Annotated in this window: 21 protein-coding genes and 1 pseudogene; 10 read left to right on the plus strand and 12 right to left on the minus strand. The window is 71.6% G+C overall.

The genetic code is table 11. From position 1 onward, the window contains the following. Window positions 1-2: 2 nt before the first annotated feature. From IE134_RS08010 to IE134_RS08035, 6 genes and pseudogenes are all read right to left on the minus strand, one after another. Window positions 3-548 (minus strand): DUF1697 domain-containing protein, encoded by a 546-nt coding sequence (locus IE134_RS08010; RefSeq protein ID WP_189430036.1) that lies wholly within the window; start codon window positions 546-548, stop codon window positions 3-5. A gap of 155 nt (window positions 549-703) precedes the next feature. Continuing rightward, window positions 704-1,906 carry a S8 family peptidase gene (locus tag IE134_RS08015; RefSeq protein WP_030709983.1) on the minus strand — a complete coding sequence of 401 codons (1,203 nt, stop codon included), beginning with the start codon at window positions 1,904-1,906 and terminating at the stop codon, window positions 704-706. Between the two features lie 568 nt (window positions 1,907-2,474). Next, window positions 2,475-3,741, minus strand: a pseudogene (mgt, locus tag IE134_RS08020) (macrolide-inactivating glycosyltransferase). Continuing rightward, entirely contained in the window at window positions 3,741-5,039 is a 1,299-nt protein-coding gene (locus IE134_RS08025; protein WP_189430040.1) for an ABC transporter substrate-binding protein, read from the minus strand. The pseudogene mgt and the gene IE134_RS08025 overlap by 1 nt, the downstream one beginning before the upstream one ends. Continuing rightward, a complete protein-coding gene (locus tag IE134_RS08030; RefSeq protein ID WP_050513244.1) occupies window positions 5,039-5,908 on the minus strand; it encodes a carbohydrate ABC transporter permease in 870 nt (289 codons plus the stop codon). The genes IE134_RS08025 and IE134_RS08030 overlap by 1 nt, the downstream gene beginning before the upstream one ends. Next, window positions 5,905-6,921, minus strand: a complete 1,017-nt coding sequence (locus IE134_RS08035; RefSeq protein ID WP_189430042.1) for a carbohydrate ABC transporter permease — start codon at window positions 6,919-6,921, stop codon at window positions 5,905-5,907. Before IE134_RS08035 ends, IE134_RS08030 begins: the two co-directional genes overlap by 4 nt. A gap of 144 nt (window positions 6,922-7,065) precedes the next feature. Here IE134_RS08035 and IE134_RS08040 point away from each other — a divergent pair, with 144 nt between their 5' ends. The 6 genes from IE134_RS08040 (at window position 7,066) to IE134_RS08065 (ending at window position 11,352) form a co-directional block, all read left to right on the plus strand. Continuing rightward, on the plus strand, window positions 7,066-7,932 hold the full coding sequence (locus tag IE134_RS08040; protein ID WP_098020098.1) for a phosphotransferase enzyme family protein: 867 nt from the start codon (window positions 7,066-7,068) through the stop codon (window positions 7,930-7,932). 95 nt (window positions 7,933-8,027) lie between these two features. Next, the gene (locus IE134_RS08045) at window positions 8,028-8,435 is read left to right on the plus strand and encodes an ANIS5 family metal-binding protein (RefSeq protein WP_229823428.1); all 408 of its coding nucleotides are present in this window, start codon (window positions 8,028-8,030) and stop codon (window positions 8,433-8,435) included. Window positions 8,436-8,446: 11 nt separating this feature from the next. Then, complete coding sequence (locus IE134_RS08050) at window positions 8,447-9,775, plus strand: hypothetical protein (RefSeq protein WP_189430046.1); 1,329 nt, start codon at window positions 8,447-8,449, stop codon at window positions 9,773-9,775. A gap of 58 nt (window positions 9,776-9,833) precedes the next feature. Then, entirely contained in the window at window positions 9,834-10,331 is a 498-nt protein-coding gene (locus IE134_RS08055) for a hypothetical protein (RefSeq protein WP_030709966.1), read from the plus strand. Window positions 10,332-10,394: 63 nt separating this feature from the next. After that, on the plus strand, window positions 10,395-10,907 hold the full coding sequence (locus IE134_RS08060) for a hypothetical protein (protein ID WP_189430047.1): 513 nt from the start codon (window positions 10,395-10,397) through the stop codon (window positions 10,905-10,907). 91 nt (window positions 10,908-10,998) lie between these two features. Further along, the gene (locus IE134_RS08065; RefSeq protein WP_030709962.1) at window positions 10,999-11,352 is read left to right on the plus strand and encodes a DUF4333 domain-containing protein; all 354 of its coding nucleotides are present in this window, start codon (window positions 10,999-11,001) and stop codon (window positions 11,350-11,352) included. A gap of 116 nt (window positions 11,353-11,468) precedes the next feature. Here the strand turns inward: IE134_RS08065 and IE134_RS08070 are convergent, their stop codons facing one another. Together IE134_RS08070 and IE134_RS08075 are read right to left on the minus strand one after the other, a co-directional pair. Beyond that, window positions 11,469-12,182: a 3'-5' exonuclease gene (locus tag IE134_RS08070; RefSeq protein WP_189430049.1), complete on the minus strand. Its 714-nt coding sequence runs from the start codon at window positions 12,180-12,182 to the stop codon at window positions 11,469-11,471. A 98-nt stretch (window positions 12,183-12,280) separates the two neighbouring features. Continuing rightward, the gene (locus tag IE134_RS08075; RefSeq protein ID WP_029182173.1) at window positions 12,281-13,516 is read right to left on the minus strand and encodes a DUF5919 domain-containing protein; all 1,236 of its coding nucleotides are present in this window, start codon (window positions 13,514-13,516) and stop codon (window positions 12,281-12,283) included. 392 nt (window positions 13,517-13,908) lie between these two features. Here IE134_RS08075 and glgX point away from each other — a divergent pair, with 392 nt between their 5' ends. Together glgX and treY are read left to right on the plus strand one after the other, a co-directional pair. Next, the gene (gene glgX, locus IE134_RS08080; RefSeq protein WP_030709953.1) at window positions 13,909-16,038 is read left to right on the plus strand and encodes a glycogen debranching protein GlgX; all 2,130 of its coding nucleotides are present in this window, start codon (window positions 13,909-13,911) and stop codon (window positions 16,036-16,038) included. Between the two features lie 67 nt (window positions 16,039-16,105). After that, window positions 16,106-18,478: a malto-oligosyltrehalose synthase gene (gene treY, locus IE134_RS08085; RefSeq protein WP_030709951.1), complete on the plus strand. Its 2,373-nt coding sequence runs from the start codon at window positions 16,106-16,108 to the stop codon at window positions 18,476-18,478. A gap of 121 nt (window positions 18,479-18,599) precedes the next feature. Here treY and IE134_RS08090 read toward each other — a convergent pair whose 3' ends face one another. Both IE134_RS08090 and IE134_RS08095 read right to left on the minus strand, forming a co-directional pair. Then, window positions 18,600-19,634, minus strand: coding sequence for a cytochrome P450 (locus IE134_RS08090; RefSeq protein WP_189430051.1), 1,035 nt, complete (start codon window positions 19,632-19,634; stop codon window positions 18,600-18,602). A 196-nt stretch (window positions 19,635-19,830) separates the two neighbouring features. Beyond that, complete coding sequence (locus IE134_RS08095) at window positions 19,831-20,568, minus strand: DUF1707 and FHA domain-containing protein (RefSeq protein ID WP_098020094.1); 738 nt, start codon at window positions 20,566-20,568, stop codon at window positions 19,831-19,833. Between the two features lie 142 nt (window positions 20,569-20,710). Here IE134_RS08095 and IE134_RS08100 point away from each other — a divergent pair, with 142 nt between their 5' ends. Together IE134_RS08100 and IE134_RS08105 are read left to right on the plus strand one after the other, a co-directional pair. Then, the gene (locus IE134_RS08100; RefSeq protein WP_189430052.1) at window positions 20,711-21,688 is read left to right on the plus strand and encodes a GNAT family N-acetyltransferase; all 978 of its coding nucleotides are present in this window, start codon (window positions 20,711-20,713) and stop codon (window positions 21,686-21,688) included. A gap of 239 nt (window positions 21,689-21,927) precedes the next feature. Continuing rightward, a complete protein-coding gene (locus IE134_RS08105) occupies window positions 21,928-22,839 on the plus strand; it encodes a GNAT family N-acetyltransferase (RefSeq protein ID WP_098895980.1) in 912 nt (303 codons plus the stop codon). On the opposite strand, the gene IE134_RS08110 is transcribed toward IE134_RS08105, so the two are convergent. Together IE134_RS08110 and IE134_RS08115 are read right to left on the minus strand one after the other, a co-directional pair. Continuing rightward, window positions 22,811-23,941 carry an alpha-L-fucosidase gene (locus IE134_RS08110; protein WP_189430054.1) on the minus strand — a complete coding sequence of 377 codons (1,131 nt, stop codon included), beginning with the start codon at window positions 23,939-23,941 and terminating at the stop codon, window positions 22,811-22,813. The genes IE134_RS08105 and IE134_RS08110 overlap by 29 nt on opposite strands. 15 nt (window positions 23,942-23,956) lie before the next feature. Beyond that, complete coding sequence (locus IE134_RS08115; protein ID WP_030709940.1) at window positions 23,957-25,375, minus strand: GH1 family beta-glucosidase; 1,419 nt, start codon at window positions 25,373-25,375, stop codon at window positions 23,957-23,959. Window positions 25,376-25,433 lie beyond the last annotated feature (58 nt).

The raw sequence follows: 25,433 nt of genomic DNA on the forward strand, positions 1-25,433 counted from the left end.
GGTCAGTCCCGGGTCAGCTCCACCAGTTTCGCCACGGTGTTCCAGTTACGGGTGGTGGCGACGATGCCTTTCACATGGCGGGGGCGGCCCAGCTCGACGGCCAGCTTGGAGCGGCCGAGGCCGTCGGGGGCGTACAGGTACACGCAGCGGTCGCCGAGCCGGAACTCCTCCGGCAGGAACGCCTCCGCGTCCAGGTCCGCGAAGCGTTCGGGGTCCAGGGGCTGGTCGACGTAGGTGACGTGGAGCTGCTTGCCCTCCAGCTCGGCGGCGGGGAAGGGGCAGGCGTCGGCGACGGCCGCGAGATACGCGGCGTCGCGGACGAGGCAGTCGACGGCGAACCCGAACCGCTCCCGCAGGGCCTGCTCCAGGGCTGCGCCGAGGGCGTCGGCGTCCTCGCTGTCGCTGCGGAAGACGGCGTTGCCGCTCTGCAGATGCGTGGCGATGCCGGTGTGCCCCAGTCCGGCGAGCACATCGCGCAGTTCGGGCATCGGGACCTTCTTGCTGCCGCCCACGTTGATCCCGCGCAGGAGCGCCGCATACGTCGTCATGGCGACCCACCCTAGAGCGCATCCCCGGACACGCCGCAGCCGCCGCGCCCCGTGGGGGCGAGCGCGGCGGCTGCTGTGCGGATGGTGGCCGGGCGGCGGGGTGTGTGACCACCGCCGCCCGGCATCCGGTCGGAACCGGGGTACTGGCCGGGGTGTTACTCGACGACCTTGAGGAGCTTGTTCGCCGTGCCCTCGGTGGCGTTGGTGATGGCGTCCGGGGTGGCTCCCTCGGTGAGCGCCGTGGCGACGGCCTCCGGGGTGGCGTCCTGGTGGCCCGCCAGGTAGACGGCGGCCGCGCCGACGACGTGCGGGGTGGCCATGGACGTACCGGAGATGGTGTTGGTGCCGCTGTCGCTGTCGTTCCAGGTGGACGTGATGTCCGAGCCCGGGGCGTAGATGTCGACGACCGAACCGAAGTTGGAGAAGTCCGACTGCTCGTCGGCCTCCGTGGACGAGGCGACGGTGATCGCCTCGGGGACGCGGGAGGGCGAGCCCTGGCCGGCGTCGCTGGACTCGTTGCCGGCGGCCACACCGAAGGTGATGCCCGCGGCGATGGCCTTCTGGACCGCCTCGTCGAGGGCCGGGTCGGCCCCGCCGCCGAGGCTCATGTTGGCGACGGACGGGCCCTTGGCGTTGGCGGCGACCCAGTCGATCCCGGCGATGACCTGCTCGGTGGTGCCCGAGCCGTTGTCGTCCAGGACGCGGACGGCCACGATGTTCGCCTTCTTGGCGACGCCGTGCGCGGCCCCGGCTATGGTGCCCGCCACGTGGGTGCCGTGCCCGTTGCCGTCGTCGGCGTCGTCGTCGTTGTCGATGGCGTCGAAGCCGGAGGTGGCGCGGCCCTCGAAGTCCTCGTGGGTGACGCGGACACCGGTGTCGATGACGTACGCGGTGACGCCCTCGCCCGCGGCGTCGGGGTAGTTGTACGCCTTGTCACCGGCGGTCTCGGTCTGGTCGATGCGGTCCAGACCCCACGACGGCGGGTTCTCCTGGGTGGCGTTGATGCTGAACTTCTTGTTCTGCACCACCTTCGCGACGGCCGGGTCGGCGGCGAGGCGCTTGGCCTCGGTCTCCGAAAGGCCGCTGGCGGAGAAGCCGTTGATGCTGGAGTCGTAGTTGCGCTTGAGCTTGCCGCCGTACTCCTTGGCGAGCTCGGACTTGTCGGCCTTCTTCTCGTCCAGCATGACGATGTAGCTGCCGGAGACGGCGGTCGCGGCGTCCGCGCCGTAGACCGTGCCCATGGGGGCCGGTGCGGCTCCCGCGAACGAGGTTCCGAGAAGGGTGACTCCGGCGGCGGCCGCCACGGCGGTGATCGCGGCGGTGAGCTTGATGCGACGGGTGCGCTGGTGCTTGGCCATGGAGAGGGTTCTCCTCGTCATTCTTTGTGGGGGGATTGACCCTCGGCCGGAAGATCTCCGGGGGTTGGGTCGAAACCTTGACCGATTGACGAGCGCAGATCAAGACCCTCATGGAGGTGTGACTTGCTCAACAAGGTTTCGTAATAAGAAATCGGCCATGGCTGGTCACCACGGCCGTGGCGGCCGGTCGAGCAGTTACCTCGCCGGAATCGACGATTCCGTGACCACCCCGTGAAGGCCCTCTCCCCTTGCATTCCGCCTGTTCAGAGCGGCACTTGAGGCATCGGACACTCCTCGCCCGACCGCCACCCGCGGCCGCCTCATGCCCTCTGGGGCAGGAGTGACCATGCGTGAAGACATGTGAAGACCCGTGAAGGTGTGCGCAAGAGGGGTGAACGCCCGGTCCCGGGTGTGAAATCGCAAGGGCGTGCGTGCAGATGCGCCGACCGCCCCCGCCGCGATATCGGGTTCACGGAGCCGTAACAGAAGCGTCCCGCCCCGGGTAACCGCAGGTCGCGGCGGTCGGGGCGGGACGGAGAACGTCCGGATATCAGTCAGGCGGATCCGCTCAGCGCGACAGCTCCGCCTCGATGAGGTCCGCGGCCCTCGGCGTGCCGCCCTCCCCCGCCATCTGCTCGCTCAGGCGCGCGCACCGGGCGGCCACTTCGGGATCCTCCACCAAGGCGAGCACCGCCTCGCGCAGACTCGCGGCGTTCGCTTCCTCCATCGGCAGATGCCGGGCCACCCCCAGGGACTGGAGCATGTCCGCGTTGCCGAACTGGTCGACAGCCTGCGGCACGGCGACCATCGGGGTGCCCGTGGCGAGCCCCTCCTGGCTGCCGCCCGCACCTGCGTGGGTGATGAAGGCGTCGGCCTGCTTGAGGACGGCCAGCTGCGGCACCCAGGAGCGCACCTCCACATTCCCCGGTACGTCACCGAGTTCGGCGGGGTCGACGTGCGCGCCGATCTGGAGCACCACATGCCAGCCGGGCAGGTCACCGAAGGCCGCGAGGCACTCGCGGTAGAAGGCGGGCTGCTTGGTGAACGAGGAGCCGAGCGAGACCAGCAGCACCTTCTCGGCGTCGGCGGGCCGCTGCCACTCCCCCTGGTCCGCGCGGTCGCCCTGGCAGGCGCCGACGAAGGTGTACATCTCGCGGTCCACCCGGTCCGCGTTCGGCTGGAGCGCCTCGGGGATCAGGACGAGGCCGCGGCGGGGGCGGGCCACGAAGTCGTCGCTGGGGACATGACCGAGGCCGTTCTCGGCGAGCCAGCCGTCGAAGCGCGCGTAGTACGCCTTGCCGCGCTCGGTCTGCTTCAGCTCGGCGGTCATCGGCTCGCCGACCTCCTGCTCGTACCCCTCCCAGGGGACCAGGTTGGGCCAGAGGGAGACGGCGGGGACGCCCCAGCGGTGGGCGAGGACGCGGGCGGGATAGGAGGTGATGTCGTGCAGGACGAGGTCGGGCTCGTCGCCCGCGAAGGCCTCCGCGAGCTGCGGGAGGGCCTGGATGGCGTCGGCGAGGAAGGGTTCGATGTTGTCGATCAGCTCCGTCCCCCAGGCGTCGGGGTCGTCGTCGGTCGGCAGGGTCGAGGTCCAGATCACCGGCTCGGCGCCGGTGGCGGCGACCTTCTCCGCGAAGGAGGTGGGGATGGCGTAGCTGACACGGTGTCCACGGTCGACGAGCTCGCGGATCACGTCGAGGCTCGGGTTCACATGTCCGTGGGCGGCGATGGAGAACATGGCGATGTGGGCACGCGGGGATTCCGTCATGCCGGTGACTCTAAACGAGACGAGACGTCTCGTGCAACTTCTTCCTGTGGGCGGATCCGCTCGGGATCAGCGCTGGTAGCGGGCCAGCACCCGATTCCCGTCCTCCACCAGCCTCTTGCTCAGCTCGTCGGTATCGATCGCGCCGCTGTAGAACTCCTGGTACGCGGGGGTCGCCACCTTGTCCTTCCACTCGGGATAGCCGCGCACCGACTGGGCGGGCGCCGGCCGCAGCCCTTCGGCGAGCGCGGCGCCGACGGCCCACCCGTGCTCGGCGGAGCGCAGCGACGGATCGGCCAGCGCCTCGGTCCCGGTGGGCAGCATCCAGTCGCCCCGGGCGAGGCGCACCATGTTCGCGGGGCGCAGCAGGAAGTCGATGAACGCGACGGCCTCCTTCTTGTGCGGGCTCTCCTCGGCGACCGACAGCGTCTGCGGGCTCACGCCCTGGACCGCGCCGCCCGCGCCCGCGGGCATCGGCAGGACCGTCCAGTCGAACCCTTCGGGGGCCTGCTGGATGATCTGCTGGCGGTAGGAGAAGCCGAGCGGCAGCATCGCGTACTTGCCGCCGAAGAACCCGGGCAGCGCGTCCGAACCGCCCATGCCCAGCGCGCTGCGGGCCGCGCTGCCATCGGTGTTGACCTGGTCGTGGATGGTGCCGGTGACCACGCCGTCGCCCGGTTCGAAGCGCAGGACCGCCTTGCCGTCACCGTCGCGGTGGAAGAGCTGTCCGCCCCCGGACAGGCCCAGGTTGAGGGTGACGGAGACCGGCTCCTTCAGCGGCCAGGCGATCCCGTACCGCCCCTTCCCCGTCAGCTCCTTCGTCACCTGCCGGAACTCCTCCCAGCTCCAGGGGCGCTCCGGGGTCGGGATGCGCGCGCCCGAGGCCTTCAGCAGCTTCGTGCTGGCGATCAGGACCCGGGGCTCCTGGAGGAAGGGCACCCCGTGGACACCCTCGCCGAACGTGGTGGTGCGCCAGGACTGTTCGGGGATGTCCGCCTTGAGCCGGGTGGGCAGGAGAGGGCGCAGATCGGCGAGGTAGCCCCCGTACGCGAAGTCGGCCAGGTCGTCGGAGGCGTCGTGGATGATGTCGGGGGCCTCGCCGCCCTCGAAGGAGGTGAGGAGCTGGTCGTGGACGCTGTCCCAGCTGCCCTGGACGTACTCCACCTGGACGTCGGGGTGGGCGGCGTTCCACTCCTTCACCAACTGCTTGTTGGCGTCGACGGACTCCTTCTGCCAGGCCAGCGACTGGAAGCGGAGCCGGATCGTGCCGTCCGCGTCCCGCCCGTCACCGTCGCCGCCGGAGCAGCCGGTGACCAGCAGGGCCAGGACGGCGACGGCGGTGGCCGCCCGCCGGAGAGTGGCGCGCATCAGTGCTTCACCGCCCCGGCCGTCATCCCGCCGGTGATCCGCCGCTGGATGAAGGCGAAGAGCACGAGAGAGGGGAGGGTGGCGAGGAACGCGGCGGCGGCGAGCGGTCCGAGGTCGGCCACGCCCTCCGCGCCGAGGAAGTGGGTGAGGACGACCGGCAAGGTCTGCTTCTCCGGGGTCTTGAGCAGGACGAGCGCGAAGAAGAACTCGTTCCACGCGGTGATGAACGCGAACAGCGCCGTGGCGACGATGCCGGGGGCGAGCAACGGGGCGACGACCGAGACGAGGGTACGGACGCGGCCCGCGCCGTCCACGGCGGCGGCCTCCTCCAGCTCGGTGGGCACGGCACGCACGTACCCGGCGAGCATCCACAACGCGAAGGGCAGCGACCAGACGACGTAGACGAGGATCAGCCCCCACAGGGTGTTGATCAGATGCAGGTTCTTCAGGATCAGGAAGAGCGGGATGATCACCAGGACGAACGGGAACGCCTGGCTGACCACGACCCAGCCGGTCGCCGCGGTGGCGAGGCGGCCCCGGTGGCGGGCCATCACATAGGCCATCGGGGTGGCGATCACGACGGCGATCAACGCGGCGGAGACGGCGGCGACCAGCGAGTTGCCCGCGGCCTGGAGCAACGGCTGCTCGTCGAAGGCCTGCCGGAAGTTGTCCAGGGTGGGGTTCTCGGGAATCCAGGTGGGGTGCAGCGAGCCCAGTTCGCGGGCGGGTTTGAAGGCGGTCGAGATCAGCCACACGAACGGGAACGCGAGGAAGACCAGATACGCCAGGAGGGCCAGATACTGCCCGGTGCGCGCGGCCCGGCCGGTACGCAGCCCGGTGGACTCACGGGCGTCGGCTCCGCGCCTCATCGGTCCTCACCTCCCCTGAGCCGGCCGACGAGATAGACGGCGAGGAGTACGGAGATCACCGCGACCATCACGCAGCCCATCGCCGCGGCGTAGCCGAACTGCCCGTAGCGGAAGGCCTCCTCGTAGGCGAAGAGCATCGGCAGCCGGGTCCGGCCGCCGGGTCCGCCGCTGGTCAGGACGTAGACCAGGGCGAAGGAGTTGAAGTTCCAGATCAGGTTGAGCGCGGAGATCGCGAGCGCGATGGGCTTGATCGCGGGCCAGGTGACCGTACGGAACCGGCGCCAGGCGCCCGCGCCGTCCAGGGCGGCCGCCTCGTGGAGTTCGCGCGGGGTGTTCTGGAGCCCGGCGAGCAGGGCCACGGTGGTCTGCGGCATGCCGGCCCAGATGCCGACGAGGATCACGGCGGGCAGCGCGGTGGCGAGACCGGTCAGCCAGTCCCGCCCGTCGCCGAGTCCGAGATCGCGGATGGTCTCGTTGAGGATGCCGGCGTCCGGGTTGTAGACGAGCCGCCACATGATGCCGACGACGACCTCGGGCATCGCCCAGGGGACGATCGCCAGCGCCCGGGCGAGCCAGCGCAGCCGCAGGTTCTGGTTGAGCAGCAGGGCGAGGCCGAGGGCCAGGAGGAACTGGGGGACGGTGACGCCGACGGCCCAGACCAGGCCGATCCGGAACGAGTCCCAGAACAGGGTGTCGTGCAGCAGGTCCTGGAAGTTCAGGGTGCCGATCCACTGGGTGGAGCGGGTCCGGCCGGACTGGGCGTCGGTGAAGGCGAGCGCGATGCCGTAGAGGAGCGGTCCGACGCTGAGGATCAGGATCGGGATGAGCGCGGGCAGGACCAGGAACCAGGCGGCCCGGTCCCCGAACGCCTTGCCCCGGGGCGGCGGCCCGGAGGGGCCCGGCCGCCAGGACCTCCGCGGCCGTCCTCCCTGTCCGCCGTGTCCGTCCCGTCCACTGTGCCCGCCGTGCGGGTCGTCCGGTCCGGACCGCTTCGTCGCGGTCACCGATGTCACGAGAAGACCCCTCTGTCGCGTTGCTATCTGATGTGTACCTGAGGCGGACTTCATCCCGTTCCGGCTGCCCGGGAGGCCTCCGTCATCGTGCTGACGGGCCGTCGGTTCGTCAAGGTGGCCTGCGAGGATGCGAAAATCGCACCCATGGACGAGATGCGTGCGCGCGAGGTGCTGACAGCCGCCGGGTTCTCCGGTGCGGCGGAGCTGCTCGCGCTGGGCGAGAACGCGGTGTTCGCCGCCGGCGACCTGGTGATCAAGGTCGGCCGGGACGCCACCGGCCACCCCGAGCTGCGGGCGCGGGCGGAGCGTGAGGTGGCGCTCGCCGACTGGCTCGCCGCGTCCGGCGTCCCGGCCGTCCGCGCGGCCGAGCGTGAGCCGCGCCTGGTCGAGGGCCACCCGGTGACGCTGTGGCACCGGCTCCCGGACGCCGTACGCCCCGCCGAACCGCGCGACCTCGCCCCGCTGCTGACCCGGGTGCACGCGCTGCCCGCCCCGACGGACTTCACGCTGCCGCGCCGCGAGCTGCTCGGCGGGGTCGAGCGCTGGCTGACCCTGGCGGGCGACGCGATCGACCCGGCGGACGCCGACTACCTCCGCGAGCGCCGCGACGGCTTCGCGGCCGCGGCCGCCGCGCTGGTCCCCCACCTCCCCCCGGGCCCGATCCACGGCGACGCGCTCCCGCGCAACGTCCATGTCGGCCCGGACGGCCCGGTCCTGGTCGACCTGGAGACGTTCTCCGCCGACCTGCGGGAACACGACCTGGTCGTCCTCGCCCTCTCCCGCGACCGCTACGGCCTCGACCCGGCGGCCTACGACGCCTTCACCGCCGCGTACGGCTGGGACGTCCGGGAGTGGGAGGGCTGCGCGGTCCTGCGCGGCGCCCGCGAGACGGCGAGCTGCGCCTGGGTCTCCCAGCACGCCCCGGCCAACCCGAAGGCACTCGCGGAGTTCCGCCGCCGGGTGGCGTCGCTGCGCGAGGGCGACACCGAGGTCCGCTGGTACCCGTTCTGAACGACCCGGGGGCGACGACCGGCGTCTGATGATCCTTCCGTACTATGCATCGCGGCCGCCAGGCCGAACAGGTCCGATTGCAACGGGGGTTGCCCATGGGTACCGGAGAAGGCGGCGAGCAGAAGCTCGCGAGCTCGGCGAGCGACAAGCAGCGCGCGGCGAAGTACATGAAAGAGCACATGATGCCCGACACCCGGTCGGCCGGCAGCATGGCGGCCGACGGCGGATCGGTGCGGGTTCCCTTCCTCGCCCCGTCGGCGGCTCCCCCGAGCCCTCTGATCAAGCAGGACACCGGGCTGAAGGGGCTCTCCGCCTGGGCCTCGGACCAAGGCGTCTCCGACGCGCTGGGCGCTTGGCAGGCGCAGGTCAACCGGCTGATGGGACGGTTGCAGCGGGAGCTGAACGGCCTGGAGGGTGCGAAGACCATCTTCAACAACCAAGACCTCGCCACCGGCGGCCAGTTGAACTCCATTCGCCCGCCCAGCAGCTTCGACGGGATGTGACGGGCGCCATCATGACGCTGAACTATCAGGACGTGATGACGGCCGATCTGTCCTCGTTCACGGACGTGGCCGCCGCGTGGAAGAAGATGGGCGAGCGCTTCGGTGAGCTGAAGACCGACTACGCGCAGAACGTGCAGGCGGTGCTCACCAACGGGAACTGGCAGGGCGAGGCCTTCGGCGCCCAGCAGAGCGGCGCCCAGGCCACCGCCTTCGAGTTCGGGGCGGCGAAGGCCGAGGCGCTGGCCGTCGCCAGTCTTCTCACGGACGCGCAGACCGAGCTGAGCCGCCTGCAGAAGGCGGTCAAAGAACTGGGCGCGGACGCCGAGAAGAAGGACTACAAGGTCGACAGCGCCGGCAAGGCGACCTACGTCGGGTACGACAACCTCTCCGCGCAGGAGAAGTACGCGTTCCAGCACGACCCCGACCACACCCGCCTGCTGGCCGACGCCCGGGAGAAGGCGCAGGGCTGGACCGACCAGATAGCCAAGGCGGTCAAGGCCGTCGACGACGTCGACCAGAGTGTGAAGCGCGCCCTGTCCCGCGCGACGAACGATGTCTCGATGGACGGCATCGGCATCGGCGGGTTCAACACGTCGGCCGTGGGCGATCTGGCGAAGGCTGGCAAGCCGGACCCCGCGCCGGGCAAGAAGGACGGGTGGGTCTCCGAGGGCGAGTCCGAGGCCTCGGGGCCAGGAGTGGGGACGGACGCCAGCGGTCCGAACATCGGAAAGGGCAAGCTGGCCGAAGCCGAGGCGCACGCCGACCTCGGTCGCGCCAAGGCTGAGGGCACACTCACCAAGGATTCCACGAAGCTGGCCGGAGAAGCGGAAGCCTATGCGGGCGCCAAGGCCTCGGCAGCTGCGGGCATCACCAATGAGGGCGCCCAGGCCGAGGCCAAGGGCTTCGCGGGCGGTGAGGCCTCGGCCAGCGGCACCGCCGACGCCGGCCCCACTGGCGTATACGGCCGAGCTGAAACCATGGCCGGCGCGGAGGCCGGAGTCAACGTGGGAGCCGGTACGAACGGAGCAGTTCTGAGCGCGGAGGCCTTCGCAGGTGCCAAAGCCGGCGCAAGTGCAGGTGCGGATGTCGGTGGCCTCGGGGTGGGCGTCACAGCCGAGGGCTGGGCCGGTCCGGGCGCCGAGGTGACTCTGGCCGGTAAGGATGCCAACGGCGTATGGCACTTCGGCCCGAAGGTGGGCCTTTCCCCTGCCCTCGGCGGCGCCGTGGGCTTCGAGTTCACCGTCGACCCGGGGAAGGTCGTGGATACGGTGGGCGATGCGGCTGGGGCCGTGGGCGATGCGGCGAGTTGGGTAGGAGACGGGATCGGCAGCCTGTTCTGACGCACGTCGGCGCAGACCCGCTGTCGTGAGCACACCGTTACCGATAGGAGAGACCGGGATGACCACCACCCTGCCCGTACCGATCGCGTTCGAGCTGCCGGATGGCTGGCGCGCCACGCCACCGGACGGAGTGGGCGCGCCGGGCACGGCGTTCGTCGCCCTCCACTCGCACCCGTATGAGGGGTTCACCGCGAACATCACGGTCGACGGCGCTTTCCGCCCGGACCCGGCGACGCTCCCCGAGATCGCTGACGAATCTGTGGAGAACCTGCGCAGGTCCAATGCATCGGTCGACATCACGGAACGTCGGGAGGTCGGTTCCGAGGAGGCTCCTGGACTCACCCAGACCTTGTCAATCTCAGCGGCCGCAGGGGGCACGCTCCGCGACCTCGTCCAGTCGCAGGTCTACCTGGCCATGCTGGACGTCGACGATCCGAGCAAGCGAGCGGTGATCCGGCTGGTCCTGACGGTGACCGCGGCCCAGCACGGCGACGTCGTCGAGGATTTCCGGGACTTCGTGCGCACGGTCCGCCCGGACACCGACGCGACGTCGTAGGGCGTCCGCCGGGACGACCAGCCTTTCCCGCACCGACAATTCGACCCCTCACAGGTGAACCTTATGGGACTCTTCGACAAGTTGACCGGAACCAGACACCCCAATGCCGAGACGGCTCCACGACCAGCCGAGGAGTTGCGGACAGCCCTGCTTGGTCTCAACGGGCCGGATGTCCCCTACCTCATCAGCGGCGGCGCGGCACACGGTGCCGATCTCGTGGCCCAGTGGCGGATCACCGAGCCCGCCTGGCAGCACATCTTCGTGCAGTCCCAGCTGACGCACGCCGTCCGGATCCGGATGCGTCTGGCCGAGGACGTCCCCGAGGTGCGCGCCCTTGAGGAAAGTTGGGAAGTCAAGCGCGTCGGAAATCCTCCGCGACTGCAGACTTCGGCGAAGTACACGCGCGGCGGAGGCAGGACCATTTCACGCCAGTACACCCTCCAGCGGGGGGAGAGCGGCCGCCTCGAAGCAACCAAGACATTCAGCTTCGACAGCGCGTGGATGACGGACCCACTGAGGGAAACCACCCTCCAGTCGGGCTGGACATGGCGCGGAGTGATCTTCGGCAAGCTCTGAGTGGCCCGTCGATACCCTCCAAAAAAAATCAGCGGCGCGGCGCCACGTATGCTTCCGCCGACCGTCTCGCATTACTCGAAATGGAGCCCCCATGCCCATAGCCCGTTCGACCACAGTGACGTGGAGCCTCTCCGTCGTGGCCTCCGGCGCGCTGCTCGTCGGCTGTTCGGGGTCGGTCAGCGTCGGAAACTCTGAGTCGAAGCTGTCTTCGGACAAGCTCGCCACGACGGTCTCCGAAAAACTCGCGGCCACCACGAACCAGCCGAAGCCGGACATCACCTGTCCCGAGGACCTCGCTGGGAAGGTCGGTACGACCACCCGCTGCACGCTCACGGCGAAGGACGGCAGCACGTTGGGCGTGTCGGTCAAGGTGACCTCGGTCGACGGGGATCAGATCAACTTCGACATCAAGGCCGACGACACGGCTTCCCCGGCCCCCAACTGACACACGGACCGACTGGGCCACAACGTCGGATCTTTCCGCGGACGCGCAGGCTCTCCGCCGGATGCGCTGGCCGGATAACGGTCAGCGCATCCGGGAGAACGAGCGGCCGGCCCGGCTCAGGCGCCGCGGGGAATGACCGGCCACGCCGACTCGACCACCGCCGTGGGATCCGTGGTGCGCCGCAGATAGTCCTGGAGCGAGGCCGACTGTTCGGCCGCCGCCCGTATCTGAAGGGCGTGCAGTTCGTCGGGCGGCAGGGTGGCGACGGGCCGGTGGCGCTCTCCCATCCGGCGTACCACGCGCACCGCGGCCACCGCGTCGGCGGTCGCGTCGTGGGCTCCGTCGAGCGTGACCCCGTAGTGGTCGCACAGCGCCTGGAGGGCCCGCTTGCCCTTGCGGTACTTGTCGACGTGCTTGTCGATGACCAGCGGGTCGATGACGGGTGACGGCGCGCCGCCGACGCGCTCCTCGACCGACGGCAGTCCGTACCTGCGGCATTCGCGGTCCAGCAGCGAGAGGTCGTAGCGGGCGTTCATCACCACCAGCGGGACGTCCGAGCACAGCACTTCGGCGACCGCCCGGGCGATCTCCTCGACCGCGGAGGCGGCCCGCGCCCCGTGCTTGCGGGCGTGGTCCGTGCCGATGCCGTGGATCGCGGAGGCCTGCTCCGGTATCACCACGCCCGGATCGAGCAGCCAGGTCCGCTGCTCGGCGACCGTGCCGTCCGGGTCCAGCCGGACGAGTGCGGCGGTGACGATCCGGTCGCTCTCGACGTCGGTCCCCGTCGTCTCCAGGTCGAAGCCGACCAGTGTGCCCCGGTGCCAGCTCATCCCGATACCTCCTTCGTGGTGCTCCCCCGTGGTGCTCCCCCCGAGTGATGACCACCTTCGCACGGGCCACTGACAACGCCGGTGGAGGGTCGGGGAGGTCAGGAGACCGGCCTCGAGTCCGTCCAGACCGATTCGAACTCCTCGCGGTACGTCTCGAAGAGCCCGTGCTCGTTGTCCTGGCCCTCCCGCACCACTGTGCGTCTGCCCCCGCCGCGCAGCACCAGCACCGGCGCCTCCATGCCCCGGGCCCGCCGCAGATAGGGCTGGACGACGCCCACCGCGTCCGGGCCGTCGCCGTCCACCAGGTAGGCGGTGAAGCGCGGGGTCTCGTCGAAGACCTGGATCTGGAACGCTCCGGGGTCGCGGAGCTTGGAGCGGACGCGGCGCATGTGCAGGATGTTCATCTCCACCGAGCGGCTCAGCTCGCCCTTCTTGAGGCCGAGTTCCCGCTCCCTGCGGCGCACCGCGCTGCTGGCCGGGTTGATGAACAGCAGCCGGACCCGGCAGCCCGACTCCGCGAGCCGTACGAGCCGGCGGCCGGAGAAGTTCTGCACGAGCAGGTTGAGGCCTATGCCGATGGCGTCGAGCCGCCGCGCCCCGCCGAAGAGGTCCTCGGCGGGCAGCTGGCGCTGGAGCCGGACCCGGTCGGGGTGGACGGAGACCACGTCCGCGTACCGGTCGCCGACCAGCTCCTCCACCGCGTCCACCGGCAGCCGGTCGGCCGACGGCACCCCGGCCCCGCTGCCGAGGATGTCGAGCAGCCGGGCGGAGGCCCGTTCCGCCTGGGCGAGGACCGCCTCGTTCAGCGCGCGGTTGCGGGAGACCACGTTACGCGCGACCTCCAGCTCGTCCAGGGCCAGCTCGACATCGCGCCGGTCGTCGAAGTACGGCTCGAAGCACGGCCAGTGCTGGACCATCAGCTCGCGCAGCTGCGGCAGCGTGAGGAAGCTGAGGACGTTGTCGTCGGCCGGGTCGAGCAGATAGCCCTTGCGGCGCGAGACCTCGCGTACGGCGACGGCGCGCTGCACCCACTCCTGCCCGGCCGGTCCGGCCGCGGCCACCACCCACTCCTCGCCGTGCACCGGCTCGTAGATCGGCCGGAGCACCGCGGCGACGACGGCCCGTAGGCGTTGTTCGACCAGATTCAGCCAGATATAGGCCCGCCCGGCGCGCTGGGCGCGCGTACGCACCTCGCCCCAGGCCTCCGATCCCCAGTCCAGCTCGGCGCCTATCTCCATGGGCTGCGCGAGGGACACCGCCCCGGGCGGGGCATCGGTCGATTCCCCCTCGTGACCTGCGTCACCTGGGGGTAGCTCGAACCCTCCCGAGCTCACCCGCGTACCGCCTTCCACTCCCCCACCCAACGATCAAGGAAGGGTACTCCGGGAGCGTGATCCGACGCAGCCCGATGCGCAGGCGACTTTCTCAACTCCCCTGATCGTAAGGCTTGTTCCTTGCGGCGAGATCGGGTGGAGTGAGCGGATTCATAGTGATTGGGACCCCGTCGCGGAGCGGAATCCGGACGCTCACCGAACGCGGGGGTCCGCAAGCACGTCCGGGGCGGCACGGGGGTGTCCGAAGTTGACCGGTCGGCCGGACAGGGGCGACGGGGGTCCGACGTACCGCGTGACGTCCTAGGTGGGCATCGCGTTTTCGGGGAACATGCGGGGAGTGAAGGACCGCGGAAAGCCTCCGAACCCGGATCAGGAATGGAAGAGTTCTCATCATGCAGGTCTGGCCGGGACACGCTTATCCCCTCGGCGCCACGTATGACGGCGCCGGAACCAACTTCGCGGTCTTCTCCGAGGCCGCCCACCGGATCGAGTTGTGCCTCTTGCACGACGACGGTTCAGAAACGGCGGTGGAACTCCGCGAGTCGGACGCGTTCGTGCGCCACGCCTACCTTCCCGGGATCATGCCGGGGCAGCGGTACGGCTTCCGGGTGCACGGCCCCTACGAACCGCAGAACGGGACGCGCTGCAACTCCGCGAAGCTGCTGCTCGACCCGTACGCCCGCGCGATCGCCGGGAAGATCGAGTGGGGCGAGGCGGTGTACGGCTACCCCTTCGGCAAGCCGGACGCCCGCAACGACCTCGACTCCGCGCCGCACACCATGAGCTCGGTGGTGGTCAACCCGTACTTCGACTGGGGCGACGACCGCCTCCCCCGTACGGACTACCACCGGACCGTCATCTACGAGGCCCATGTGAAGGGCCTGACCATGCTCCATCCGGCGCTCCCGCCCGAGCTGCGCGGCACCTACGCGGGGCTCGCGCACCCGGAGGTGATCGCCCACCTCACCGAGCTGGGTGTCACCGCGATCGAGCTGATGCCGGTCCACCAGTTCGTCCAGGACCACCGCCTCGCGGACATGGGGCTGGCCAACTACTGGGGCTACAACACCATCGGCTTCTTCGCCCCGCACAACACCTACGCGTCCTGGGGCGACCGCGGCGAACAGGTGCTGGAGTTCAAGCAGGCGGTGAAGGCGCTCCACCAGGCGGGCATCGAGGTCATCCTCGACGTGGTCTACAACCACACCGCCGAGGGCAACCACCTCGGGCCCACGCTCTCCTTCCGCGGTCTCGACAACGCCTCCTACTACCGGCTCACCGACGATCAGCGCTATTACATGGACACCACGGGCACGGGAAACTCCCTGCTCATGCGGTCCCCGCACGTCCTCCAGATGATCATGGACTCCCTGCGGTACTGGGTGACCGAGATGCATGTGGACGGCTTCCGCTTCGATCTGGCGGCCACGCTCGCCCGCCAGTTCCACGAGGTGGACCGGCTTTCCTCGTTCTTCGACCTGGTGCAGCAGGATCCGGTGGTCAGCCAGGTGAAGCTGATCGCGGAGCCGTGGGACGTCGGCGAGGGCGGCTATCAGGTGGGCAACTTCCCGCCGCTGTGGACCGAGTGGAACGGCAAGTACCGCGACACGGTCCGCGATCTGTGGCGGGGCGAGCCGCGCACGCTCGCGGAGTTCGCGGGCCGCCTCACCGGCTCCTCCGACCTCTACCAGGACGACGGCCGCCGCCCGCTCGCCTCGATCAACTTCACCACCTGCCACGACGGCTTCACGCTGCACGACATGGTCTCGTACAACGAGAAGCGCAACGACGCCAACGGCGAGGACAACCGCGACGGCGAGAGCCACAACCGCTCCTGGAACTGCGGCGCCGAGGGCGAGACCGACGATCCGGAGATCCTGGAGCTGCGGGCCCGCCAGATGCGGAACTTCATCGCCACGCTGATGCTGTCGCAGGGCGTGCCGATGCTGAGCCACGGCGACGAGTTCGCCCGTACGCAGAAGGGCAACAACAACGCCTACTGCCAGGACAACGAACTGGCCTGGGTGCACTGGCCCGATCCCAACGAGCCGGCCGACGCCCCGGCGTCCACCCTGCTGGAGTTCACCCGGGCCATGGTGTGGCTGCGCCGCGACCACCCGGTCTTCCGGCGCCGCCGCTTCTTCCACGGGCGGCCGGTCGAAGGCACGCATGACGACCTGTCCGACATCGCCTGGTTCACCCCCGAGGGCGAGGAGATGACGCAACAGGACTGGCAGGCGGCGCACGCCAAGGCGATGACCGTGTTCCTCAACGGCCACGCGATCTCGGAGCCGGGGCCGCGCGGGGAGCGGATCTCCGACGACTCGTTCCTGCTGATGTTCAACGCGAGCGCCGAGACGCTGGACTTCGCCGTCCCGGTCGCCCACGGAGAGCAGTGGCAGGTCGTCGTGGACACGGCGCGCCCCGACGGGGTGCCGCCCGGCACGGGGCCGAAGGTGGCCGAGGGCGAGCAGGTGACCCTGATCGGGCGCAGCCTGACCGTGCTGAAGCGTCCCGCCTGAGGGCGACGAGGGTGAGCGTCCCGCCCGGGGTGACACAGATCGCCCCGGGCGGGGTACGTAGAAGTCCATGACGCCCTCCGCCACGTACCGGCTTCAGCTCCAGCCCGACTTCCCGTTCGCCGCCGCAGAGAAGGCCGTGCCGTATCTCGCCGCGCTCGGCGTCTCGCATCTCCACCTCTCACCCGTCCTGGAGGCGGTCCCCGGCTCCACCCACGGGTACGACGTGGTCGACCACAGCCGGGTCCGGGCGGAGCTGGGCGGTGAGGAGGGGCTGCGGTCGCTGGCCTCGGCCGCCCGGGAGCACGGGCTCGGGCTGGTCCTGGACATCGTGCCCAACCACATGGCCGCCTCGCCCCGGCACAACCGCCGGCTGTGGGAGGTGCTGCGCGAGGGCGCGGCCTCCCCGTACGCCCGCTGGTTCGACATCGACTGGGCGGCGGGCGGCGGCCAGGTGCTGCTGCCGGTGCTGGCCGGGCCGCTCGGCCAGGAGCTGGAGCACCTGGCCGTGGACGGGGAGGTGCTGCGCTACCACGACCTGGAGTTCCCGCTCCGGGCCGGCACGGCGGACCTCCCGCTGCCTGAGCTGCTGGCGGAGCAGCACTACCGGCTCGGCTGGTGGCGGCTGGCCCGCACCGAGCTGAACTACCGGCGGTTCTTCACCGTGCCGGAGCTGATCGGGGTCCGCGTCGAGCACCCGGAGGTCTTCGAGGACACCCACGCCAAGGTCCTCGAACTGCTCCGCGACGGCGTCCTCGACGGGCTGCGCATCGACCACCCCGACGGCCTCGCCGCACCCGCCGCCTATCTGGAGCGGCTGAACGAGGCCACCGGCGGGCGCTGGACGGTGGTGGAGAAGATCCTCACCGGCGACGAGCACCTCCCGGCGGAGTGGGCGGTCGCGGGCACCACCGGGTACGACGCCCTGCGCCGTATTGACGGGGTGTTCACCGACCCGACCGGAGCGGAGGAACTGGTCGGTCGCTACCGGGAGTTCGCGGGCCCGCCCGGCGACCGGGGCGGTGACTGGACGGCGACGGTGCGCCGGGCCGCGTACCGGGTGGTGACGCACGAGCTGGCCGCCGAGACCGCGTGGCTGACCCGGCTGGCGGCCGCGATCTGCGACCGGGACCCGGCGCTGCGGGACCACGCCCCGTGGGCGCTGCGGACCGCGATCCGGGAGCTGCTGGTGCGCATCCCGGTCTACCGGCCGTACGTCACGGCGGGCGAGCCGCCGACCCGGATCGCCGAGGAGACGCTGACCGAGACGGCGGTACGGGAGGCGAAGACGGTGTTCTCCGTCCCGGAGGAGGCTGCGGCCGTCGACGTCGTACGGGATCTGGCGCTCGGGCGGCTCGGCGGCGGGGAGGAACAGGCTGCCTTCTGCGCCCGGTTCGCCCAGACCGCGTCGGCGCTGCACGCCAAGTCGGAGGAGGACACCGCGTTCTACCGGTACGTCCCCCTGATCTCGGCCACCGAGGTGGGCGGCGACCCGGGGCAACCCGCCGTGTCACCGCAGGAGTTCCACTCCTTCGCCGCCAGGATCGCCCGCGACTGGCCCGCCACCGGCACGGTCCTGACCACGCACGACACGAAGCGCAGCGCGGACGTCCGGGCCCGGATCGCGGCGCTGTCCCAGTGCCCGGAGCGGTGGGCGGCACTGCTGGCGGAGCTGACGGCGGCGACGCCGGTCGCCGCCCCGGACCCTCAACTGGCGTGGACCGCCTGGCAGTCGGCGTACGGCTGCGCGGAGCTGCCGCCCGGCGAGCTGGGCGGGCGGCTGGAGCCCGCACTGCTGAAGGCGGTGCGTGAGGCGGGGCTCTTCACCAGCTGGACGGAGTCGGACCCGGCCTACGAGCGCGCGGTGTCGGACTTCGTCGCGGCCGGGCCGGGGTGCGGGGAGGGCGTGCCCCGGAGGCTGATCGCCGAGTTCGCGGACGCGCTCGCCCCGCATGTCCGGGCCCAGGTGCTGGGGGCGGCGCTGGTGCACCTGACGATGCCGGGGGTGCCGGATCTCTACCAGGGCACGGAGAGCGAGTACCTGGCATTGGTCGACCCGGACAACCGGCGGCCGTTCCGGCGGCCGGACGTTCCGGACGAGAAGCAGGCGCTGACGGCGACCGCGCTGGGGCTGCGCCGCGAACTGCCGGGCGTGTTCGGTGAGTCGGGGACGTACGCACCGCTGACGGCGACCGGTCCGGCCGCCCCGCATCTGCTGGCTTTCTGCCGCTCGGGCGAGGTGGTCACGGCGGTGACCCGTCTGTCGCTGCGGCTGGCCGAGGGCGGGGGCTGGCGGGACACGGTGCTGGAACTGCCGGACGGGGGCCCGTGGCGGGATGTGCTGTCGGCGTCGCCCGGCCGGGAGTTCACGGGGGCCACGGTGGCGGCGGGCGAACTGTTCGCCGAGCGGCCGGTGGCGCTGCTGCGGCGGGTGGGCGACTGAGGAGGCGGCCCCGGAGAGCGGCCGCGCGTCGGCGGGGAGGGGCCCGCCCCGGGACGTGCACGGTCGGCCCGCGCTCCGGCCGGGGCGTCGGGGCATGCGCGGGCGGCCCGCGCTCCCGCCCTCAGGACGGGCGTACGAGCAAGGCGCGCGGGCCGCGGGTGAGGAGCCCGCCCGCCACCGGGCGGAAGCCGTCGGCCCAGCGGATGCCGGGCATCGCCGTCAGCAGGGCGCGCAGGCCGTGTTCGGCCTCCAGCCTGCCGAGGAGGGCGGCGGGGCAGCCGGCCGGACCGATGAGCAGCGGGTCGCCGTCGGCGCGCAGCGGGTCGAACCGGTCGGGTGCGGCGAACCGGGCCGGGTCACGGCCCGCCGCGCCGATGAGGCAGGCGACGGGTGCGTCGGCGGGGAGCGTACCGCCGCTGACGGCGACCTCGGTGCGGGTACGGCGCAGCACGATCTGGACGGGCGGATCGCGGCGCAGCGTCTCGGCCCAGGCGCGCCCGAGCAGCGACCCGGAGCCATCGACGCACGCTTCTCCGACGGTCGCGGCGGCCAGCAGGTCGGGGTCGTCGAGCATGTTCGCGAGGAACGAGGCGAGGGCGTGCTCGCGGAGCGCGGTGGACCCGGTGCAGTCACCGGCTCCCCCGAGGGCACGCCGATGGCGGGCACCCCGGGGCAGGGTGCTCAGGTCCGGGTGGGCGAGCCCGGCCGCCGCGGCGGCGGCCCCGGCGGGCAGCCACCGGCAGAAGTCGGCGACCAGGTCCGCCTGGTCGCGCCCGGCGATCCGGCGGGCCAGGACGTACGCCGTCCGCTCGACGGCGGGGGCGGCCGTGCTCCACGGCACGGTGAGCGGGCCGCAGACCAGGCTGCCCCGGCAGAGGCCGAGCGGGACGGGGGCCCGGCCGCGCGGGGCCCCGTCGTGCGGGTAGCCGGCGAACCGGGGGTCCGTGAGGGCCAGGGCCACATCCCCGTACCGGCTCAGCAGCCAGGCGCCGAGGGCCGGGTCGTAGCCGAGGGGGTAGTCGGTGCGCAGCAGGCGGTAGAGGCGCAGCCTGTACGGATCCGTCGTGGCCCCCGGCGCCAGCAGGCCCGGCAGGCCACCCGAGAGCCGGTGCGGACGCCGGGCGGCGGGCAGGGCGTCGGGGCGTTCGACCGGCATCCCGCACCCCCTGGATTTCGGTGCGCCGACGGTCGGCGCGCGTCCTCTCAGCGGACCACCGACGGAGGCGCGCCGCAGTCGGCGTACGGCCGTTCGGGTGAGGGTTCGCCGGGGCACACGGGGCGGATTCCGGTGGTGGGCAGGGCGCCGAGCAGCTGCGTGAAGGCCGCCAGACCCCCGCGGCAGGCGGCCGAACTCAGACAGACGGAACGCCGGGCCCCTGCGGCGGGCGGTCGGAGCCGGGCTCCGGACGGACGGGCCCGTTCGACGGGGGTTCGGGGGCGCGCGGCGGGAGCTGGGGCGGGGCGGCGGCGGACGGCCGGGGTGCGTGCGGGGGCAGTTCGGGCAGGCGGTCCTGCGGCCGGGACGGCTGCGCCGGAAGGCGGTCCGGGGCGGTCAGGCGGAAGCTCATCCGGCCGAAGCTCACCTGATCGCCGTCGCGCACCGGGATGGAGCCGACGAGCCGCTGGCCGTTGACGCAGGTGCCGTTGGTGGAGCCGAGGTCGCGCAGCACCCAGCGGCCGTTCTGCGCGGAGAGTTCGGCGTGCAGCCGGGAGACCGTCTCGTGGTTGAGGCGCAGCCCGTTCGCCGGGTCGCGGCCGATCAGCAGCGGATACGGGCCGGGCGCGGGGAGCAGCAGCTTGGGGAGCCGCTCGGTCTGCCAGGCGCGGCGCAGCCGCCCGGGGAAGGCGGAGATCCCGCCCACCGCGCGGACCAGTCCCGTCGACCAGCGGCCGCCGCTCTCCAGATCGGCGGTGAGGGCCGCCAGTTCCTCCGGGCGGCGGGCGACGAGGGCGAGTTCCATGCGGCGCATGAAGGTGTCGTGCGACAGCTTGCCCTGTGCGGCACCTTCTCTGAGCACGCCGACGACACGGTCGCGCTGGGCGTCCGACAGCCGCGCGGCACTCGTGTGGAACTCGAAGGAGGATGTCACGTCGACGATTGTCGGGCCGAAGGGCCCGGAGTGTCCAGACGAGGCCGTGTTTCCTCCCGCGCTGACCTGCGCCGCTTTATCGCGCGACGGCCGCCGGACCCCCTTGCTAGGGTCTGCCGCTCACCCACCACGAGGAGACCGTGTGCCCCCTGCGCCATCCCGCCTGACGTTCCGTCCGCTGTCCGGACCAGGCGAACTCGACCTGTTCCTCCGTCTTTCGTACGTACTCGACCATGAGCTGGCCGACGACCTCGCCACCGGACTCCGCCGCCCGGAGTGGATGTGGGTCGCCCTGGACGGCGAGCGGGTCGTCGCCAGGGCCGCCTGGTGGACGAACGCGCCGGGCGGCGAGCCGGTGGCGCTGGACTTCTTCGACCTGGACGACGCGCTGCCCGCCCCGGAACGCGTCGAGATGGGCGTCCGGCTGCTGGAGACGGCGACGGCTGCTGTGGTTCCGGCCGGTGCGCAGCGGCCGGAGTACGGGCGGTTCGTACCGCCGGACTGGCGCGAGGACCCGGTGGCCCGGGAAGCCGTCGGGGCCCGGATCGCGGCGGCGGAGGCGACCGGGGCGCGGATGCTGGTGGAGCGGCTGCGGCTGGAGTGGCGCGCCGGTACGCCGGTGCCCGGGGACTCCGGCCGGCTGGTGTTCCGTCCGGTCACCGGCCGGGAGGATCTGCTGGCGCTGATGACGCCGGTGATGGAGGGCACCCTCGACGCCCACGGGCAGGAGGACCTGGCGTCCGGGCTCGACGCCCGCGCGGCGGCCGAGAAGCACTACGACGAGGAGCTGGCGGGGTATGCGACCCCGATGGCCTGGTGGCGGATCGCCGAACTGCCCGCCGGCGAACCGGTCGGCTTCGTGATCCCGGCCCGCAACAACTACCACCCGGTCATCGCGTACATCGGGGTGCTGCCCGCCCGGCGCGGCCAGGGGTACATCGACGATCTCCTCGCCGAGGGCACCCGGGTGCTGGCGGCCGAGGGCGTGGAGCGGATCCGGGCGGCGACCGACCTCGGCAACGTACCGATGGCCAGGTCCTTCGAGCGGCTCGGGTACGTCAACTTCGAGCGGGCGTTCAACATGACGTGGGACGCGGAGAAGGGTCAGGACGAGAGCTAGGACCGGTGCTGGGCGGGTCCGGAACGGCTTCCCTGATATTCGGTGGACGGCGGGCGTCGGCGGCGGCTACGGTCTGCTTCGACATCCGGCGCCCGTCGTGGAAGGAGGCGAGAGACATGCGCGCGAACAGCCGCACCACCACCCGCAGCAACTCACTCTCGCGCTCCCGTCCCGTCCACCGGGCGGTGTCGGACCTCGTCTGACCGGGAGCGCGGCATTCCGTCCCGGAGGACACCTTCATGACCGAGCTGGTCATCCGCGCGCTCACGCCGAGCGACGCCGCACTCTTCACCACGTTCCAGGACAGCCCCTTCGTCGGCCGGGCCGCCTTCGGCCACCACTACACGTCGACCGCCGACGGCGGCGAGTACCGCCCCGACTGGACCTGGGTCGCCCTGCGCGACGGCAAGGTGGTCGCCAGGGCCGCCTGGTGGGGCGGGCCCGAGGACACCGAGCCCGTCGTCCTCAACTGGTTCGACTTCGCGGACGGGGAGGCGGAGGCGGGCGCCGAACTCCTGCGCCGCGCCCCGTTCGACAAGGAGTACGAGCTGATCGCGCCCGCCGGATGGCGGGACGACCCGGCGGTGCGGGCCGCCGTCGAGGAGCGGGTCGCCGCCGCGACGGCCGCCGGGATGAAGCCGCTGGTCGAGCGCTACCGCTACCGCTGGACCCCCGGCTGCCCCCTGCCCGAGCGGACGGGCCGGCTCACCTACCGCCCGGAGCCGGACGACGCGGTCATCCTCGATGTGCTGCGCCGGGTGCACTCGGCCACGCTGGACGCCCACGCTCTCAAGGCCATCGAGGGCCCCGGCGGCCTGGACGCGGCGGCGCGCGAGGAGTTGGAGTTCTTCCACTGGTGCCCCTCGCCGAGGGAGTGGTGGCGGCTCGCGTACACCCCGGACGGTGAGGTGGCGGGCATCCAGGTGCCCGCGCACAATCCGTCGGGGCCCTGCGTCGGCTTCATCGGGGTCGTGCCCGAGGCGCGCGGGCACGGGTACGGCTACGACCTGCTGGTGGAGTGCACACGCTTCCTGGTCGAGCAGGGCGCCGAGTTCGTCGCGGGGGCCACGGATCAGGGGAACGCGCCGATGGCCGCCGCGTTCGCCCGTGCCGGGTACCCGGTCATCCAGGAGTGGGTCCATCTGGCGTGAGGGCGCCGGCCTCCTCGGCCAGCCACTCCAGGCGGAGTCGCTGCTCGGCGGGGATCGTCGCGTCCTCGCCGCGCGGCCCCACGTTGAGCAGCACGTTGCCGCCGTCGGCCGCCGTGTCGCGGACCAGTGAGGTCAGCGTCGCGCGGTCGATGAAGGCGTCCGGGCCGGAGTTGCGGTTGTAGCCGAAGCTGTGGTCGACGCCCCGGGTGATCTCGTACGGGTCGGAGCCCTCGTAGCGGGCGTACTCCGGCGTACGGAAGTCGAAGACGGGCGGTGTGCGCGGGACGAAACCTTCGCCCTGCGCCACCGTCCGGCGGTCCCACCAGTTGTACAGCGCCTTCGCGCCCGGCAGACCCAGGCCTCGCCAGTGCGGTGCGTACGGCAGCAGGCGGTCGTTGACGACGCCGTGCGGGACGGTGAAGCGGTAGAAGTCGACGAGTGAGCGGATCTCGTCGGCGGAGGCGGGCCAGGCGATGTCGTTCCAGAGGATGTCCGGCCGGTAGCGGCGGATCAGCTCCCGCAGCTGCGCGTCGGCGTAGGCGGGGTAGCGTCCGCGCGGGACGGCGGAGAACATGTCGGCCGCCGTGCCGATGGGCCGGTCGTCGAAGGTCCAGTCGAGCCCGCCGGAGTAGTAGACGCCGAAGCGCAGGCCCTCGGCCCGTACGGCTTCGGCGAACTCGCCGACGACGTCCCGGGTGGTGTGCCAGCCGGTGCGGTGCGGGTTCTCCGTCTCCGAGGGCCAGAGGCAGAACCCGTCGTGGTGCTTGGTGACCAGGACGGCGTATCCGGCTCCCGCCTCACGGAAGGAGCGGGCCCAGGCGGCCGGGTCCCAGCCGGTGAGCCCGTCCTCGAGGTCGCGGCCGAAGTCCGTGTAGGGGCGCTTCCCGTAGGTGGCGCGGTGGTGGGCGGAGACCGGGGAGCCGGGGAAGCGGAGCGCGTTCTCGTACCACTCCGCGTACGAGGTCCAGCCCAGCGGCGCACGCCGGCCCGCCGCCGGGAGTTCGGCGGCGGGGACGTAGGGCGGGGCCCAGCCGGGGACGGATGCGGGTGTCCAGTGAACGAAGATCCCCAGCCGGGCCCGGGACCACCATGAAGCGACCATGGCGGGAAGTATTGATCACTCGGGGGGTGCCGCGTAAGCCCCCTCGACCGCCGGGTTCCGCTTCTGTGTCTTCTGTTTCTGTGTCTTCTGTGTCTTCTGTGCGCGGATCAGGTCGCGGTACCAGGCGTACGAGGCCTTCGGCGTACGGGTCAGGGTCTCGTAGTCGATGTGGACCAGGCCGAACCGTTGCGAGGCCCCTTCCGTCCACTCCACGTTGTCGGTCAGCGACCAGGTGAAGTAGCCGCGTACGTCCACCCCGGCGTCCATCGCCGCGCGCAGGGCGGTGAGGTGGCTCTCCAGATAGGCGATCCGGCGGTCGTCGGCGAGGGGTTCCTCCAGGGCGCAGCCGTTCTCCGTGATGTAGAGCGGCGGGAGGCGGTCGCCGTAGCGGGTGTGCAGGGTGGTGACGATCTCGGTGAGGCCCTCGGGGACGATGGGCCAGCCGAAGCCGGTCTTCTCGTACCCCTCGATCTCCCGTATCCCGAAGGGGAGTTCGGCGGGCATGGAGAAGCCGGAGAAGGTCTCCAGGGCTTCGGGGCGGGGGGCGCCGACGAGGGTCGGGTTGTAGTAGTTGATGCCGTACCAGTCGAGCGGGGTGGAGATGACCTTCAGGTCCTCGGCGACCGGGCCCGGCATCAGGGCGGCGAGGCCGTCGTCCGGGTAGCGGCCGGTGAGGACGGGGTCGGCGAAGAGCCAGTTGGTGAGCGTGTCGTACAGCTCCGCGCCGAAGCGGTCCTCGTCGCTGTCGCCGGCCGTCCAGACCGGGGCGTGCGAGAAGGCGGCCCCGATGTTGTCGGCGCCCGCCGCGCGCAGGGCGCGGACGGCGAGGCCGTGGGCGAGGAGCTGGTGGTGGGCGGCGGGCAGGGCGTCGAAGAGGAGGGTGCGGCCGGGGGCGTGCTCGCCCAAGGCGTAGCCGAGGAGGGTGACCTCGGCGGGTTCGTTGATCGTGATCCACAGGGGGACCCGGTCGGCGAGACGTTCGGCGACGATGCCGGCGTACTCGGCGAAGCGGTAGGCGGTGTCCCGGTCGAGCCAGCCCCCCGCTTCCTCCAGCGGGAGCGGGGTGTCCCAGTGGTAGAGGGTCGGGGCGGGGGTGATGCCGTGGGCGCACAGTTCGTCGACGAGCCGGTCGTAGAAGTCGAGCCCGTCGGCGTTGACGGCCCCGCTGCCGCCGGGCACCACGCGGGGCCAGCTGACGGAGAACCGGAAGGCGTCGGCGCCGAGCCCGGCCAGCAGGGCGACGTCCTCGCGGTAGCGGGCGTGGAAGCCGGTGCCCCGGGTGGTGTCGGTGCCGTCCTTGATCCGGCCGGGCAGCGCGGCGAAGGCGTCCCAGCCCGAGGGGCCCTTGCCGTCCGCGTCCACCGCCCCCTCGGTCTGGAACGCGGAGGCGGAGGCTCCCCAGAGGAAGCCGGGCGGGAAGATCGGCAGGGACATCGCGGCCTCCAGCAGCCGTACGTGGGAATCCGTATGAGCGGGCGCCTCGCCGGGCAAT

The organism is Streptomyces rubiginosohelvolus (assembly GCF_014649875.1).
Classification (GTDB): Bacteria; Actinomycetota; Actinomycetes; order Streptomycetales; family Streptomycetaceae; genus Streptomyces; species Streptomyces rubiginosohelvolus.